Here is a 17,196-nt window from a genome sequence, read left to right on the forward strand (position 1 = left end):
CTGAACTTCAGGCTAAAAACCTGTGGCAGGTATGGTTGGGACAAGTGAATGAGAGTGGAATTAAGCCGCTCAAAGAGTTCGCTCGAAAGCTCCGTCCATACCTTCATGGGATCACTGCTTCAGCAAGCTACCCGCTGAATACCTGTACGCTTGAAGGGATAAATAACAAGATAAAGTTAATTAAGCGGATGGGATATGGCTATCGAGATACTGATTACTTCTTCTTAAAGATAAAAGCGGCTTTCCCCGGAAAGCCGCGATGAACCTAAAAAAAGCCGCTATGCCAGCGGCTATGAATGGGCAACCATCCACTGCAATATAATCGAGCTCCCCCGTTATGTACTTAGTCACTTACAACGCCATAATGTTAAGTAAACTATGTATGTTCTCGCATATTGCTAAAGGGATTTGATGCGGCTCCCCAAGAACCGCATCTGAGTTAAGAACTAAAAGGTGATTACCACCAAGCTTCAAACATTGCGCCAACCGTAAGCGTATCTACGTCAGTTGCCACTTTTTCACCGCTGTCATTAAAGCCAGTGTACTCGTTATCTGCATTACCCACTGTTGCGTAGAAACGTAGCATTGGACGAGACCACGTCTCAGGACCGATCGCCATGTTTTGTGACAGTGTCATTTTCCAAGAGCTATTCGTAGCATCAAAGTCATCGTAATCCACAACGCTGTAACCTGCTTCTAGCCAAGTAGAGTGGATGTCGTTCCATTGGTAAGTAGGACGAACGATCGCGTTGTAGTTTACGCGGCTATCTGTACCTTCAACTTCAAGCGATTGGTATGCAGCCAAGTATTGCACACCTAATTTGTCAGTAAGAGAAGTGCCGCCATCAAAACTCACTAGCAGGGCATTCTTGCCTTCTTCTAACATATGGCTGTAAAGAACACTGTCTGTGGTGTTATCAGAGTAACGAACAACTAAACGTTGACCAGCAACGGATAACTCACCTGCAACTTGGTAAGCCGTCAAGTCATCACCATCGAGCTTTTCTGATGCAAAGCCGTAGTTCGCATATAGGCTTAGATTCGCAGATTCACCTAGCTGAATACCGTGTAGCTTACTGGTGATTGCGTAACGGCCTGTATCGCCAACCATATCACCTTCGATTTCTCCTACAGCACCGAAGTCCAGTTTCGCCCCACCTAGGTTAAGGTTGTAGAAACCCGCACCCTGGCCATCGTGTGTCATCCAAAAGTAATCGTTCAAATCTGTTTGTGGACGTTGGTGGAAGTCACGACCAGCCCAAACGTAAAGGTCTGGCTGCGACTCAAATAGGTTTGTTGCACCAGCATACATCTTCTTCACGTTTACGCCGCCATCATCAGCCCAAGAAGAGTCAGCCCAATGGTCTAGCATCAAAACGATATCCCAAATCGCACCGCCATCACTCTTAAACGCTTTCGCTAACTGGAACTCACCACCGTTGCCTTCGTTACCTAAACGGCCTGTTGCATTCGCATTCAATGCACCGAACGTACCTACGGTTTGAGCGTCGCTGCCTTGGTAATGCGCGCCGTAACGAGCGTAACCAGAGAACACGATACCCAGAGGAACTTCTGTTTCTGGTGTTAATACGGCTGGTTGTTGATCGTAAACGTAGCCAGATTCGATTTTCGTTTCTAGTTCTTGAATTCGTTTTTCAAGCGCTTCTACATCAGAATTTGCAGCAAGAGAAGGTAGAGAAGCAAACGAAGCCGCCACTGCTAGGGTAAGAGGTAAAACTTTAAAGTTTTTCATGATAACTCCATCATTATTATATTTTGCATTTCCAAGAAAGCGCTTTCTTAATGGGGCAAATTTTTTTGCCTAAAATGAGCAAATTGAGCCAGATTTGAGAGAAAAAGACAGAAATCCTCAAACCATTAGCAAAAAAGCTATTCCCTAACGCTTTTGACGGCATTATATGGACAAAAATCGAGCTAAAAAGTGATCAAACTCACCAAGAAAGCGTTTTCTTAGTGTGTAGATCACATCATTGAAAGGTTTGATCATTGAGTTGAATGATTGATCCGTCAATTAACAAAAAAGCTCATCTTGTAAGATGAGCTTTGATTCATAATCTCAATTCAATCGTGTCAATTAGGGTGCAACAAAGCGAATATTGCGTAATTTAACGTGTAGGTTTTCTCCACCTAGCCCTTCTAAAACAAATGGGTTGGTTACGCTATTCACATCAAATTGACTTCCTGGTGAGAAACGATTCTCCGCAGCAATAAAGTCAACAACTGGAATAGCGTATGTATGCCATTGCCCATCAGCCAGTAGCCCTTGAGGGGAATCAGCTAACGCAATATCACTCACATTTGGCCAACCGCTATCCATCTTTATCAAGACATCTGAATTGCTGCCTAAATCAACAATATTGATATCAAACTTTAACACCCAGTTTGCGTATCGACTCATATCCAGTGCTGACTCAGCGGTAAAAAATAGGTTTCCTGCACCACTAAACTGCGCATCGAGCACCCCATCTGAAAAGTTACGGCTGTCAGGAGCATCAGCGGTATAACCATCCAATGTAAACCCTTCTACTATGCTGTCAGTCGCGATAATCAAAGGCTTGGTAAACACCAGGTTGTCGACTTTAAACGCGAGATCAACATTGTTGACGGGTTCAAATACCACGGGGTTGCTTACGCCAGTGATGGAAAAACCATTGGTACCTGCAGCAATAAAGTCATTAACAGAGAAAACAAATGACCGCCACTCGCCTACCGCTGGTAAATGTGCGAATGGGATATCAATAGGAGCTAACGCTGGATAACCACTATCCATTTTTACCGACAATGCGCTAGCGTTCCCCGACACCAAGCTCAAATCAAAACTCAAATCACCATCAATAAACTCACTCATATCGAGTGCACCATTAAGTGATTCGATGTATGCATTGCCGTTATCAACAATCGAGATATTAATCAGGTTATCAGCAATGGTTCGGGTATCATTACTGCCGTCATCCCAACCATTTAAATTAAAGCCATCTAGCAAGTCACCACTTGCAAATAATGGCAGCGACATAGCAGAAAGATCCACTTCCTTCGGGAAATTTGGTTCTACAACGCCCTCATTCGTAACCGCGTCGTCAGACGCCGGTGTCGCACAACCTTTACCTGTTTCAGGGTCGACACTGCATTGATAAATGCGTACGTAATCTACCTGCATTTCCGCTTGTTCAATGCTTGCATCAATCCCACCATCATTGACGGATGACGGCCAACTTCCCCCCCCATAGCAAGATTTAAAATCAGGTGAAACTTCTGGTTGTATGGCGCATCCTCAGCACCACTTATCCAATTACCTTCATCATCCTGGTAGTGGCTCCACCAGCCTTCACTGGTTTGTGTCGCATAGTGGACATCATCCACATACCAGCGGATTTCACCCTGTTCCCACTCAATGGCGTAAGTATGAAAATCATCGGCCGGGCTAATGTTCTCATCACCAAAATCGTACTCTTCACCCGAGTAAACATTGTTCGGCCACGCTTTACCATAATGAAGGGTACCATGGACACGATTTTCTCTTTTCTCGACTCCTTCATGCTGATAAGTGGTACCCAGGTTGACGGCTTCCATGATGTCAATTTCCCCTGATGCAGCCCATCCTCCATACACATAATCTGTTGGTAGCATCCAGATTGCAGGCCAAGTGCCTTGTCCTAGGGGTAATTTCGCACGAACCTCAAAGCGCCCATATTTCCAATCACCTTTATTCATCGTTCGTAAACGAGCGGAAGAATAAGGTAGTGTCGTCAACGTTTCGCCATAACCATCCGACCCTTCTACACTGTCTGGCCCCGTGGTATCACCTTTTATCACTCGAATGGTCAGCTTGCCATCTTGAACAAATGAATTTTTAGCATCATCGACATAACACTGCTGCTCAGCATTGCCTCCTCCCCAACAGTTCTTCTCGTGATTCCACTTTTCACTGTCAATTTCTTCGCCATCAAACTCATCACTCCAAACTAATGCCCAGCCGGTCCCAACACTCGGATCCACCGTGTCACTAGAACTACTGTTACACCCAACTAGAGACAGAGACAGCAAGCTGGTGGTAACAACCAATACGTCCTTTTTCATTTTCGTTTCTCCTAATTAGCACGCACAAGAAAGCGCTTTCTTGTGCGTACAATAAAAAAGATGGATAATCCATCTCACAATAAACGTTAAAGGTATGGTTTAATTCCATAAGCATATGAATAACCATACAATGACTTTCAATTAATAGAGTCTAGTAATGGTTTGGCTTGGTGTATGTGATCCCAACACCTATGAAAGCACTTTCTATTGCTGCAGTTCACATTTGAGCTTAATTTATAAACCGATTATCCCCAAGTAACCTCAAGGTGCTTGGGGATATCACTCGCACAGAGCGCGATCAAGTCGACAAATGTGATGTACTCCCTATGAGGAATAGGGAACGGCGAGTAACATAGTTCAATAATTAGAATGGATAAGGTACTTCCCATTGATCACGATTAAAGAAGTCTCTGAGCTGGCAAAAGTTTCTCAATCTACCGTCTCACGAGCACTAAATGGTCACCCAACGGTAAAAGAAGCAAACCGAAAAAAGGTATTTGCAGCAATAGAAAAGCTTGGCTACAAACCAAATGCGTTTGCTCAGGCCTTGGCATCTAGCCGATCAAATAGCATCGGTATGCTGGTTGGCTCTTTAGACGGCCCTTTCTATGGCCCTTTAATGCACCATGCGGAAAACACCGTTAGAGAAAGCAACAACCACCTAATCGTGACCAGCGGTTTAGAATCACATTCACGTGAAATCGATTCAATTAACTTCCTGCGTTCTAAGCAAGTCGACGGTTTGATCATTCATTCAGACATGCTGTCAGACGATGAATTGATTGAGGTTATTGAGAAGACACCATCTACCATCGTACTCAACCGTTACATTCCCGAGGTTGCAGATAAGTGCATCTTTATCGATAACGAATTAGGTGGCTACTTAGCAACAAAACACATGCTTGAAAATGGCCACACCAAAGTGGCTTGTATCACAGGTCAGTTAAGCAAAATTGATAGCCGAGATCGCTTACAGGGTTATCGAAATGCTCTTAGTGAACACGGCATTGCGTACGACAGCAACTTAATTGTCGAAGGTCGTTTTGACCATGAAGACCGTGGTTTAAATCATACTTGTGCACGACGATTGCTTGACCGTGACCCTGAAATTACCGCCATCTTCTGTCATAACGACAACATCGCTCTCGCGGTGTATGACGTCGCGTACGAACGCGGCTTGGAGATTGGTAAGGACATTTCTGTTGTCGGCTTCGATAACGACAGCCACAGTCAACATATTCGACCAAAACTGACCACAGTAAACTTCCCTGTTCAAGAGATGGGATATGAAGCAGCTCAAGGAGTGATTGCTTTAGTCCACAAGCAAGAGCGCGTAATAAAGCACAAGTTAACACCTGAGCTGGTTGTACGAGAGTCCGTCGGTAAACGTTAATTTCTTTGTATCTGCGGCAGATACTCTTCCAACTTAAAGCAAATACAAAAAGGCCCCGAATGGTATCGGGGCCTTCGTTTATCAAGTGTATTACGCTCTCAAGAAAGAGCTTGGAATCGACACAATCACTTTCTCAATCTCGCCTGAGCGAGCAAAGATCGCATTACTTTGTGCTTTCGGGATAACCAAACCTTCAATTACTGACTGCTTGCCATTTGAATGAGTGAAAACCATGCCCGCTTGAGCTTTAGACTCGACTAGTTGATAAATAATCGGCAATTGACAAAGCGTAAACGCCAACTGATCTTTCTCAACCACATAGCTTTGCGTTTGACCCGCCACACTTTGGCAAGAGAACGATGCCGATTCGGTCAAGAACTCATGACGATGAAGCAAACGTGGGTCGATACGAATCTCGCCCTCTTCAACCAAAATACCCAGTTCAACAAAGCGCGTGATCACTTCTTCTTTCACCTGCCCCGTCATACCTGGTTGCTGCGCACCAGCATGCTTTGGTGTGTGAGAGTACGGGTCTGTTGGGAATGCGCCGTAGTTTTCTGGCGTTTTGTTGAAACCAATACCAGCGCGAACTCGGTAGTAGTATTCCGCTAACTTTTGCGTCTCTTCGCTATCAGCATCCAGTTCACGCGCTGCCAAGTAGTTTTCTTGTACCGCAAGCAACAGCTTAGAAACCATGTGCCAGTAGATACAACCCAAACCTTCGTAGCCAAACATAGTGCCTGAGCGGCCAGTAAACGCTTTGTGGTTGAACACATCTTCGTATAGGGCCTCAATCGCTTCCCATTCTTCTTCAGCCACATCAGCATACTCACCACGGAGTTGCTGAATCTGCGCTTTAAGATAACCGTTGTTCTCTAAGCTTGCATGGAAGTGGAAATGACCTTGCTCATCCGCATTCACTAGGCGTTGATCGCCCTTACTCAGCATCGAACTTAACACCGGCACCGCATTGATTTGCGCGTCTGTTAAGCTGTTCTTGTTCATGAATGCACTCAAGTCTCGATCTGGATACAGCATGAAGCTGTGTTGATCTTCGCGGTACATCTCGCTGGCAAACAGATTATCCAGCAAGTTCACCGCTTGCGCTGGTGTCAGCACGCCGGCGCTCAGGGCTGCTACTTGGCCTTCCAACATTGGATACAACTCTTCCACCTGCAAGCTTTCCGCTGAGTAAGTCAGGATGTTGTAGGCGTTAAACAGACCATCTTCACGCAAGTTGCTAGCAATGCTCGAATCCAGCACAGTCAAACTCACCTCAAGTAGCTGCTTGATAGCCGATGCTTCCACGGTGGTTTTGCCCGAGAAGCCATTCACACGGTATACGCGTTGACGGAAATCTTCGGCGGCTTTCTCCAACTGAGTCAGGATCGCTTTGCGAGTTTGGCGAGTTACGGTTTCTTGGCGAATCTCTTTTGCCGCTTCCGACAAGATACGAGTCGTTGAAAGTAGCCATTCAAACACTTCTTTAGACATGCTGACCGACACAGGTGCATCTGCCAACAGTTGCTGTAAGAATGCGACATAGCGACGCATGTAGTACAGCGTGACCATCGACAAGCCATTGCCCACAATCGCGTTGTTCGCATCATTCCACTCTGGTCGCTGAGTATTGAGCCAAATGCCGCCATCAAGTACCAAGTTGCTCAGTTTCGCCAACAGTGGTACTAGGACTTTCTCAGTCAGGTTGACCATGTACACGTCGTTGTCGCTACCAAGCACCAATCGACCATCGCTGCCCATTGCAGATACGCGTTGTTCGATGTTGTGTTGCAACTCATCATTGAACGTCACGGTGTCTTTTGGATTGACGAACAGCTTCTCAACATCACACAACTCGTAAGGTACGTTCGCGTAGCTGAACACATCCGTTTGCATCATCGCTAACAGATCATCGCGCTGATACTTGTCTGCCAGTTCTAGGAACTTCAGTAAGTAAATGATTTGATGGTCGCCCCAGTAGCCGATATTGCTCCATGGGTCATCTGGCTCCAGCATTTCCCAGTCAATACCATCTTTGGTGATGCGGTATGGGTTGTAACCATCCATTGTGGATGCATTCACAAACTTGGCTAGGAACGATTGAATAAAGCCAGGATAGCTCAGCGCAATGGCCTCCCAGTTTTGAAAGATGTCACGCCAGTTACCTTGGTAAGAAAGCAAACGCTCGCCATTGTCGTCTTTCAGCTTGATTTCGTAGTGGTTCCAAGGACGACTTGGATCACCGTGGCGACGACCAAACGTCAGTGGCAGATATTCGTAACTTAAGCGGACTAACTGAGCGTCTTCACTCTGCTTAGCAAGGCTCACAAGCTCAGCATGGGTAAACTGCTCCGGCAGGTCATTAAACAGCGCAGCATGACGTTCAAACACAAGGCGGTTGGCATTGCGAATCGTCGCCAACACATCTTTTTTGTCTAGGGTGTAATTGTTCTCAAATACCCCACCACGCATGTTATTGAACAGCACATTCGCGTAGTGGTGCACACTGGTCTCTTCTTCTGCGGTGATTTGCCACGCATCCGCACCAGACATCAAACTGATCAGTTCTTGTTGGTTGGCAGCGATGCTCTGTTCAACTTGCTGTGTCATGTTCACTGGCTGCGCAAGGCGATTACGCATCGACGTCACATCGCTATGGCTCTTATCGATATCCGCGATGATTAACCAAGACTTGTTTTGGTTTGCTTCTAGCTTGATAGACTTGTGAATCAAGTAGCTACCACGTACGCCTTTAGTCAAAGTTTCGTTTTGGATTTCACGACCTTGACGGAACGCGCTCACTTGGCTGCTGCTCAATAAGCGCTGGCCGTAATCGTTATCGACACTGAACACGGTCGTTGCGAGCAAAGATTCCGCTGGCTCAGCGCGATCACTCAGTTTTGCGTACATGGTAAAGAGCGCTAGTGAACTGCCATCAAGCAACTCATTCCATTTGTAGGCATCGACCAAAGCGCTACGAGTTTGCAACGCAGACAGTGGCGCGCCCGATGGCAATAGGTTCTGCAGGCCATCAATCAACTCAATCTCTCGAGTTGTGCCTGACAGATCGGTGATTTGCGAGCGACGAACAAAGCCAAACTCTTCACTGGTGTTCCAGCTGTATTGGAATTTTAGCTTTAACGTGTGGTTAAGCTCTTCGAAAACAATCTTGTCGCCAATGGTGTTTTTATACAGATGACGCTCAACTTGGTACAGGCCATCATGATGGCGGTTGAACGGTTCCCACATCGCTACGCCTTGTCCACTAGCGACTTTAATGATGGTTTTTGAACCCGTGTTTTCTGCGTTCTCGTGGATATGATCGACGGATTTGTATGGGAACAGCGCGTTCTCGGGACGAATACGCCCCGCCGACAAGCTGCCCGTGGATGAAATAAACAGCCAATGATCACTGGCTGACACGACACTGATGAAAAACGGGTTCATTTGGTCGACATGAGAAATCTTGTAGTATCGCTCACCGTCCAAATCGACGAAGCTTCCCTCTACGGTTGGGCAAGAATAATGTTCAAAAGTCATAATGTTCTTCCAATAATTATGAAAGCGCTTTCTTTCTACGCTTTTTTTAATAAGCTAATTCGAGTTTTTATCCTAAGTGGTGACAACGTGCGTAATGGTTCTCCGCCACTTTTGTTGCGTCAGGCACTGATTGAGTACACACCTCTGTCGCCTTTAAACAACGAGTCGCAAATGGGCATCCCACGCTACTTGGTTTCCAAAGCGGAATGTCGCCTTTTTTCGCCATCAGTTCACGCTTACCTGAATTTCCTACTTCTGGCACTGCTGAGAGCAATAACTGGGAATATGGGTGTTGCGGATTTTGTGTCACGCTATCACTGTCACCCCACTCGACCATATGACCCACGTACATGACGGCGGTTTTTTCCGCGAAGTAACGCGCGGTCGCGATGTCATGGGTGATGTACATGAAAGAGATGCCGTGCTTGTCTTTCAGATCCGACATCAAATTCAAAATGCCTAAGCGAACTGACACGTCGAGCATTGAGATAGGTTCATCCGCCAGAATCACTTCAGGATCGACGGCAATCGCACGAGCAATCGCAACACGTTGGCGCTGACCGCCACTTAGCTCATGTGGGTATTTTTCTGCGGTTTCTTTCACCGGAGACAGACCAACTAGCTCAAGCAGTTCGTAAACCAACTTTGGAATCGCGTCTTTTTCCGCACGTTTGTGGATCAGAAGCGGACGTGCAATATGGTGGTAAATGGTATGAACTGGGTTCAGCGAGCCAAATGGGTCTTGGAAAATCATCTGCACTTGGCGCGCGTATTCCAGCTCGCCGTGCTCTTGAATGTATTCACCCAACTCTTGGCCTTTGAACGTTACCTCACCATCGGTTTTGTCGTAGATGCGCGTCAGAACGCGTGCGCCAGTGCTTTTACCTGAGCCAGATTCACCCACAATAGCCAGTGCTTCCCCTTTGCGCAGTTCAAACGTGACGTCATTCACCGCTCGCATCAGGTTGCTTTTTGCAGACTGACCAATAGGAAAGTCTTTCACTAGATTCTTAACTGAGAGAATCACTTCTGGGTTTGTTACGTTATCCATTATTCTCTCCCGTTTACATCAAATGACATGACACTAGGTTGCCGTTTGTGACTGGCACCAAGGTTGGATCGCTCTTCTGACACTCTGCAAAACATGCATTGCAACGCGCTTGGAAGTTACACCTTGCGGGATTTTCAGTAGGTTCACGGGGTTACCCGGAATGCCGTATAAACGCTCTTTCGGTCCATGAATGGTTGGGAATGAAGAAATCAAACCTTTGGTGTATGGGTGTTGAGGATCACCAAATACGTTCTTCGCATCCCCAAGTTCAATTAAGTTGCCCGCGTACATCACACCAATGCGGTCTGCGATTTCGCCCATCAAGCTCAAGTCATGGCTGATGAACAGAATCGAGAAGCCAAATTTGCTCTTCAGCTCGTAAAGTTCATTAAGGATTTCACGCTCTACCACCACATCGAGCGCGGTGGTTGGTTCATCCATGATGATCAGTTTTGGCTCTAACGCGAGCGCAACTGCAATCACCACGCGCTGGCGCATACCACCACTCAATTGGTGTGGGAAGCTCGCCATGCGGTCGCCGTGAATGCCCACTACACCAAGCAGCTCAACCGCACGGTCATACGCTTCTTGGTAAGTCACTTTTCGGTGCGCAAGAATCACGTCAGTCAACTGCTCACCAATGGTGATCACTGGGTTTAAAGAGTTCATTGCACTTTGGAACACCACAGACACGTCATTCCAACGGAAGTTGCGTAGCTGTTTATCGTTCATCTTCAGCACGTCCTGACCTTTGTAGAGAATTTCCCCTTCAGAGATCAGAGCCGGTGCTTTATGCAAACGTGAGATAGCAAATGCCAAGGTACTTTTGCCGCAACCAGACTCACCAGCGATACCGAGCGTTTCCCCCGGAGCAATGCTGATGCTGACGTTGTTCACCGCACGCGCTACACCGTTTGGTGACACATAATCGACGCATAGGTTGTTAATTTCTAATAAGTTGCTCATCTTAGACCTCGGCGCTTATCTGCTTCTTTTTTCAGTTTGTGCCACAGCTTGATGTGTGGACCAGTACGAAGTTTCGGGTTACTCACTTGGTCAATCGACATGTTGATCAGTGCCAGTGCACCACCTGTGATTGCCAGTGCCATGGCTGGAACTAACATCTCCCACCAAGCGCCGGTGTATAGAGACGAGGACGTTTGTGCCCAGTACAACATCGAGCCCCAGCTCACTTCCGTTGCATCACCCAAGCCTAGAATGCCAAGGCCAGCTTCTGAGCCCATTGCGTAAATCACCGTGCCCAAGAAACCACCAAATACGATCGAGACTAGGTTTGGTAGGATTTCGACCAAAATGATGCGGATTTTTGATTCGCCCATCACTTCTGCCGAGATAATGAATTCTTTGCTTCGAATCGCCATGGTTTGCGAACGAATCACTCGCGCTCCCCAAGGCCAGGAAGTTATCCCGAGCAATATGGTGATGACGAGGGACCCCACCTGCCCTAAGAAAGCGGCGAGCACAATCAGCAAGGGTAGCTGAGGGAACACCAAGAAAACGTTAGTTAGGAAGTTAAGACGCTCATCGATTTTGCCGCCGAAGTAGCCTGCAGAGACACCGATAATAACGGCTAAGCTCATCGCAATCACACCAGCAGAAATCGCAACTGTGAGTGACTTTCTTGCACCGTGCAACACTTGGCTGTAGACATCACGGCCACTACGAGTAGTGCCAAGTACGTGCTCTGCATTCGGAGCGACGTGTGGTCTTGCAACACGACGATCAGGGTCATGCGTTGCTAGCACAGGAGCGAAAATCGCACCAGCTAAAACAATCGACAGTAGCAAGCCACCGATAATGGCAGGCGGGTTGCCATAGAAAAAAGCGTACACTTTGCCGAAGCTTTTTTTGATTCGCTTCCAAGAGAATTTCGACTCACGAGTCATTAACTCATCGTGCTCTGAAGGCGTTGGGGTTTTGATTATTTTTTCCATGATGCACCTTAGTTCGAAATTCGTGGGTCAAGCCACACGTACAGCAGATCGGCAATGAAGTTGGCAGTCAGAACCGCCGTTACTAAGATAAGTAAGATGGCTTGGATAAGTGGGTAGTCACGCGCCACGATGCCCTTCAGCAGAATGTTGCCCAAACCTTGGTAGTTGAACACCACCTCAGTCATGATTGAGCCAGCGAATGAAAAACCAATCGCCATCGCAATCGCTGTTGCAACAGGCAAGATCGCATTACGACCTGCGTAACGGCTCATCACTTTGTAGCTGCTTAAGCCTTTCGCTTCTGCCATGGTGACGTAGTCTTCACCTAGCACATTGATCATCGCGTTACGCATGTTGAACACCCATGTCGAGATACCAACCACGACCATTGAGCCCATTGGCAAGATTGCGTGTTTCGCGACACTGCTGATGAATTCCCAGTTAAAGCCAGGCTCCAACGACGGGTCATAGGTGTAAGCCAACGGCAGCAATTCCATCTTCAAACCGAAGAAGTAGAACAGCAATAAAGCAGTAACGATGTAAGGGAAGTTACTGATGAAGGCCAGTACTGGCGGCACGATTTGGCCAAACAGTCCTTCACGACGGTAAGAGGCATAAGTACCAATACTCACACCAATAATCAGCGCCACAATAAGAGAACCAAGCGCTAGGAACATGGTCCATGGCAGTGCCATCGCAATCACTTCAGATACGCTAACAGGGAACATCAAAACCGATGGACCAAGATCAAGCGTGAATACACTTTTCATGTAAGCGATGTATTGCACAAAAATGTTGCCATCAACGAAGCCGTACATCTCACGTACAGCATCCATCTGAGCAGGATCCATTCGACCTTGCGCCGCAGCAAACAAGGCATCAACTGGGTCACCTGGCATTAAGCGCGGCAACATGAAGTTGAAAGAGATCGCAATCAGAAAGGCAGTAAAATAAAAGCCAAATCGGCGAGCTAGAAACGACATATCAAACCTTTAACTTACGAGCCACAACAAGCACTTACTTTTGCAATTACGGTTGCGGCTCCGATGTTAATTAAAAAACCTACCTACAAATTGAAACTGCTAGTTATTTCAGGTGTAGGTTGTTCAGGATGATCACGCGCTTGCCGCCGTCATACCAAACCGGTTGGATGTAAGGGTCTTTTTCACTTGGCCAACCAACGATGTTTTTCGTGCTGTATTGGAACCAAGTTGGGTTTGAGAACAGCGGAATAAATGGCATGTTCTCTGCCGTGAACTCTTGAAGTTCAGAGATGATCGCTTCCTGTTTCTCTGCATCACCAATTTTACCGAAGCTGTCGATCAGCTTATCGATTTCAGGAGAGTGCACACCGTGGCCAGCATGGAAGCCTTTACCGATACGTGAAGTGTGGTAGTACTCTTGGAACGCAAGGATTGGGTTATCCGACACCATTGACCAGTTGATTGACATAGTGAACGCACTGTCTTTCAAGTTCTTGTCGTATACGGCCCAGTCAACGGTTTTCACGTTGGCTTTGATGCCCACATCCGCGAAGTATTCCGTCACCATTTGCACGACTTGAATCCAGTCCGTCCAGCCGTTAACCACTTCGATATCGAACTCAACCGTTGAGCCATCAGCATTGTCACGGAAGCCGTCGCCATTGCGGTCAACAATGCCCGCTTCATCTAGCAAGTTCTGCGCTTTCTTCGCATCGTATTGCGTTAGATGGCCGTACTTTTTGTTCACATTTTCGTCAATGTGATTTTTGTACAGCTCGGCAATACCGCCGACGTTGTAGTTCACGGTTGGATAACCATAAGCCGCGATATCAACAATCGCTTCACGGTCTAGTGCCATAGACAGAGCTTGGCGTACGCGCAGGTCATCAAACGGTGCTTTCTTAGTGTTTACGTACAAGTGAATCGCATCATTCGCTGGGTACCAGAAGTGGTTGTTTTCTTTGTCTTGCCCAACAAAGGTTGACTCAACGTCAGCAATAAAGTTTGAACCCCAGTCGATTTCGCCTTTGATCAGAGCCGGTTGGATCTGCGAGTTGTCGTTGTACGAACGGAAGTTTACACAGTCTAGATAAGGGCGATTCTCTAGGTAGTAGTTAGGGTTACGACACAGCTCCATTTGTTGTGGTTTCACATACTTAACGGTTGTCATTGGACCGCTACCCACCGGATTTGGGTTGGTGAACGTTGTGTAATCCGATACCGTTGACCAAGTGTGTTTAGGGACAATGTGGTAAGCACCGATACTCCAAAGGAAAGTAGAATCCGGCTCTGCTAAATCAAATACAACTGTCTGCTTATCCTTCGCTTCAATACTTTTTAGGTTACCCGTTGGCCAAATCGCTTTGACATCAAATGCTGGAGATTTTTTGGTTAACTCAAAGCTAAACACCACGTCTTCCGCCGTTAATGGCGCACCATCAGACCATTTCAAGCCGTCACGTAGTTTTAGCGTAATGGTTTTTAGATCATCGGAATATTCAACCGACTCAGCCAAACGATAGTGTGTTTCCCCCGTCATGTTGTTCAACACAAACAGTGGTTCGAACATAATGCCGTGTAACGTGTCCTTAGTAGTGTATGGGTTAAAGTTTTCAACAAACCCGGTGTTGATGATTGGCACCGTCAGCGTACCACCTTGTTTGATGGTGTCCGCTTGAGCGGCAGTAGCAAGCATCATGCTGGCAGCAAATGTAGCGAGCAGAGTTTTCTTATGCATCACATTGTCCTTTTATAATGTTGAATACGAAAAGAAAGCGCTTTCTTTGATTCTCAAAAAATAAAGCAACTTTAAGATGTGGTGTCATCAGCAAAATAATCTCTTATTCGCATCGACGGGCTCAAACCACAAACAAGAAAGCGCTTTCTTATCAAGGGCAATATTCGTCAAAAAGTTCTTCTTGTTCAATATAGACCCATAAAAACAAAGCTCGGATCACAATCAAATAAAACCAATACATTCAACAACTTAAAAACAACCAAGATCTCACTTTCATTTTTTACATATAAAATTCAACAACTTATAAACAAAGGCATATCCTTATATTTTGTGAGCTCATGCAAGTTTAAACCTTCACTAAACTTACTCAGAGACAGAGGCCCAAAAGTCGCCATTCACTATCCCATCATCGCAGCGGTGTCGTGCGCAAGTGCACAAATACTCACGACACACCAAGAAAGCGCTTTCAATTGGAAATTGATGATGGAATCATAATCTAACCTAGGTAAATTCGAGGAAGAGGTAATGGTACAATTTTGGAATGGCAATAAATCCACTATTCGACAACAGTTTGAATGGAAAGTATTGCAACTCGCACTACAGAAAATTAAGCCAAACCTTAAGCTAAACAATGATGTAACGGATTATCCAAAGGCTGAACAAGAGGGACGAGTATTCTCCCAAGGAACCGATGTTTTAGTAACGGTCGCAGGAAACAAGAAGTTCAATCAGGGCTCGTATTTGATGTTGCCCGAGCCTTTGTGTCGTGGTTTGTTAGGTTGCCGTGTTTTGATTATCCACAAGAACAGGCTGAATGAATTTAGTGTATTAAGTGAAAAGCAGCTCAAACAGCTCAGCGTTAGTATTCCCGCGACTTGGGCTGATGCCGACTTGTTTCGCACTAACCAATACCAGGTTATTGAACAAGGCAGTTTAGAAGACAGATTGCTAGCGGTGCAAAATGGAGAATCGGATTACATGGCACTGGGAGCAAACGAAGCTGAAGCCATCGTGACGCAATACGCGCACCTTGTACCTGATTTAGTTGTAGAACCTACTCTTTTGCTCTACTACCCATTTCCCTTGGTATTTTATTGTCATCCAGAGCAAGCAGGCTTATTGGCGGATATTGAACAAGGCTTAGCGCAATGTAAAAACAGTGGGGAGCTAGATACTCTGTTTGAAAATACCTATGGCACTGATGTACGAGCAATCAAGCTCCACCAGCGCCGTGTATTCCATTTAACAAATCCAATACTCCCTAGTGAATTAGCTTACTATCAATCGGACTTACTACCTATCTGAGACTCCTTAGGGCGGAATTTAGATACTGTAGACTCCCTTACGATAAGATCTATCGGGGGGGGAGTCGCGTACTGCGTTTCTCGCCAGTCAGTAGGCTTAAAATTGACTCCGCACAGACAACACCAATTTCCTCTACGGGCTGGCGCAATGTTGTTAAGCCAGGAGTGAAAAACTTGGAAGTGGGTAAATCATCAAAACCGATCACCGAAACATCTTCCGGTACTTTTATCCCATGATCGTGTAATGCTTTTATTGCACCATAGGCGGTCTGATCATTGGCTGCAAACAGTGCGGAAAAATGCACTTTCGATTCAATCAACTCTACCGTTCGGTCATAGCCAGTCTCGCTGCTAAAGTCGCCCTGCTTTATTAAATTGTTTCGTACTTTAATTCCCGCTTCGGTGAGTGCTTTCTTATAACCGACGAAGCGAGCAACCGCATCTGGCTGGTTAAGTAAGCCTTTAATATGTGCGATATTCACGTGGCCTTGTTGCAACAGATGCAGCGTTGCCATATGGCCGCCAAGCACATTATCAATATTCACTGATTGAAGCTTTTCACTGGTAAAGTTATACCCCACAGCAACGACCGGAATCTTCCGTGAGTATTCGATTAACTCCTGCTCAGTCAGACTACCAGCGACCACAATAACACCGTCTACGTTGCTCTTTTCCAAATACTCAAGCGCCTGAAGCTGCATACTATGCTGCCAATACCCAGAAGCAATAATTAAGGAGTAACCTTTTGGTCCCAAAAAACGTTCCATATCGTTAAAAATACGACTAGTGAACGGACTTTCCGGATTTTGAACCAGCACACCTATGGTCATGGTGCGAGCATTTAAACCTTGGTTCATACGGTAATTCGGTTTGTAATCGAGAGTTTTGATCGCGCCTTCTATCGCTATCGTTTTTTCTTTAGAAATGAAGGTAGTACGATTCAAATAGCGTGAAACGGTACTCGGGGAAACCCCGGCTAATTTGGCCACATCGTAAATGGATGGCGAGCGTTTTTTCTTATTCATAATCATCCAGAAAGTCCACCAGACCCTAATTATAAAAATATAATTGACGAATTCAGTCCACTCAATGTTATTAAGTAATTCCTTATAAACAAAAAGAGCCAGTGCACAA

At 46.1% G+C, this 17,196-nt stretch carries 11 protein-coding genes and 2 pseudogenes; 3 read left to right on the forward strand and 10 right to left on the reverse strand.

Features of this window, described 5'->3' with window-relative positions; translation table 11 throughout:
- A partial coding sequence (locus B853_RS17190) for a transposase (protein ID WP_143700817.1) occupies window positions 1-263 on the forward strand: 263 nt, incomplete at its 5' end.
- Between the two features lie 194 nt (window positions 264-457).
- Here B853_RS17190 and B853_RS17195 read toward each other — a convergent pair.
- The 3 genes from B853_RS17195 to B853_RS26280 form a co-directional block, all read right to left on the reverse strand.
- The gene (locus tag B853_RS17195; protein WP_010453515.1) at window positions 458-1,753 is read right to left on the reverse strand and encodes a carbohydrate porin; all 1,296 of its coding nucleotides are present in this window, start codon (window positions 1,751-1,753) and stop codon (window positions 458-460) included.
- A 342-nt stretch (window positions 1,754-2,095) separates the two neighbouring features.
- Window positions 2,096-3,178 (reverse strand): putative glycoside hydrolase, encoded by a 1,083-nt coding sequence (locus B853_RS26275; RefSeq protein ID WP_211285387.1) that lies wholly within the window; start codon window positions 3,176-3,178, stop codon window positions 2,096-2,098.
- On the reverse strand, window positions 3,169-4,098 hold the full coding sequence (locus B853_RS26280; RefSeq protein ID WP_211285388.1) for a glycoside hydrolase family 16 protein: 930 nt from the start codon (window positions 4,096-4,098) through the stop codon (window positions 3,169-3,171). Before B853_RS26280 ends, B853_RS26275 begins: the two co-directional genes overlap by 10 nt.
- 388 nt (window positions 4,099-4,486) lie before the next feature.
- Between B853_RS26280 and B853_RS17205 the strand changes: the two genes are divergently transcribed.
- The gene (locus B853_RS17205) at window positions 4,487-5,491 is read left to right on the forward strand and encodes a LacI family DNA-binding transcriptional regulator (RefSeq protein WP_010453519.1); all 1,005 of its coding nucleotides are present in this window, start codon (window positions 4,487-4,489) and stop codon (window positions 5,489-5,491) included.
- Window positions 5,492-5,581: 90 nt separating this feature from the next.
- Here B853_RS17205 and B853_RS17210 read toward each other — a convergent pair whose 3' ends face one another.
- The 6 genes and pseudogenes from B853_RS17210 to B853_RS17235 form a co-directional block, all read right to left on the reverse strand.
- Window positions 5,582-9,031, reverse strand: a complete 3,450-nt coding sequence (locus B853_RS17210) for a hypothetical protein (protein WP_038887920.1) — start codon at window positions 9,029-9,031, stop codon at window positions 5,582-5,584.
- 67 nt (window positions 9,032-9,098) lie between these two features.
- Window positions 9,099-10,082 (reverse strand): ABC transporter ATP-binding protein, encoded by a 984-nt coding sequence (locus tag B853_RS17215; RefSeq protein WP_038887921.1) that lies wholly within the window; start codon window positions 10,080-10,082, stop codon window positions 9,099-9,101.
- Between the two features lie 13 nt (window positions 10,083-10,095).
- A pseudogene (locus B853_RS17220) lies at window positions 10,096-11,048 on the reverse strand (ABC transporter ATP-binding protein).
- Window positions 11,045-12,037, reverse strand: a complete 993-nt coding sequence (locus tag B853_RS17225) for an ABC transporter permease (protein WP_045392221.1) — start codon at window positions 12,035-12,037, stop codon at window positions 11,045-11,047. Before B853_RS17225 ends, B853_RS17220 begins: the two are co-directional and overlap by 4 nt.
- A gap of 8 nt (window positions 12,038-12,045) precedes the next feature.
- Window positions 12,046-13,020, reverse strand: a complete 975-nt coding sequence (locus B853_RS17230) for an ABC transporter permease (protein ID WP_005428401.1) — start codon at window positions 13,018-13,020, stop codon at window positions 12,046-12,048.
- Between the two features lie 103 nt (window positions 13,021-13,123).
- Window positions 13,124-14,758 (reverse strand): ABC transporter substrate-binding protein, encoded by a 1,635-nt coding sequence (locus tag B853_RS17235; protein ID WP_038886123.1) that lies wholly within the window; start codon window positions 14,756-14,758, stop codon window positions 13,124-13,126.
- 525 nt (window positions 14,759-15,283) lie between these two features.
- Between B853_RS17235 and B853_RS17240 the strand changes: the two genes are divergently transcribed.
- Complete coding sequence (locus B853_RS17240; protein ID WP_038886124.1) at window positions 15,284-16,063, forward strand: type 2 periplasmic-binding domain-containing protein; 780 nt, start codon at window positions 15,284-15,286, stop codon at window positions 16,061-16,063.
- Here the strand turns inward: B853_RS17240 and B853_RS17245 are convergent.
- Window positions 16,039-17,087, reverse strand: a pseudogene (locus B853_RS17245) (LacI family DNA-binding transcriptional regulator). The gene B853_RS17240 and the pseudogene B853_RS17245 sit on opposite strands and share 25 nt — an antisense overlap.
- Between the last annotated feature and the right edge of the window lie 109 nt (window positions 17,088-17,196).

The organism is Vibrio rotiferianus CAIM 577 = LMG 21460 (genome assembly GCF_002741985.1).
Classification (GTDB): Bacteria; Pseudomonadota; Gammaproteobacteria; order Enterobacterales; family Vibrionaceae; genus Vibrio; species Vibrio rotiferianus.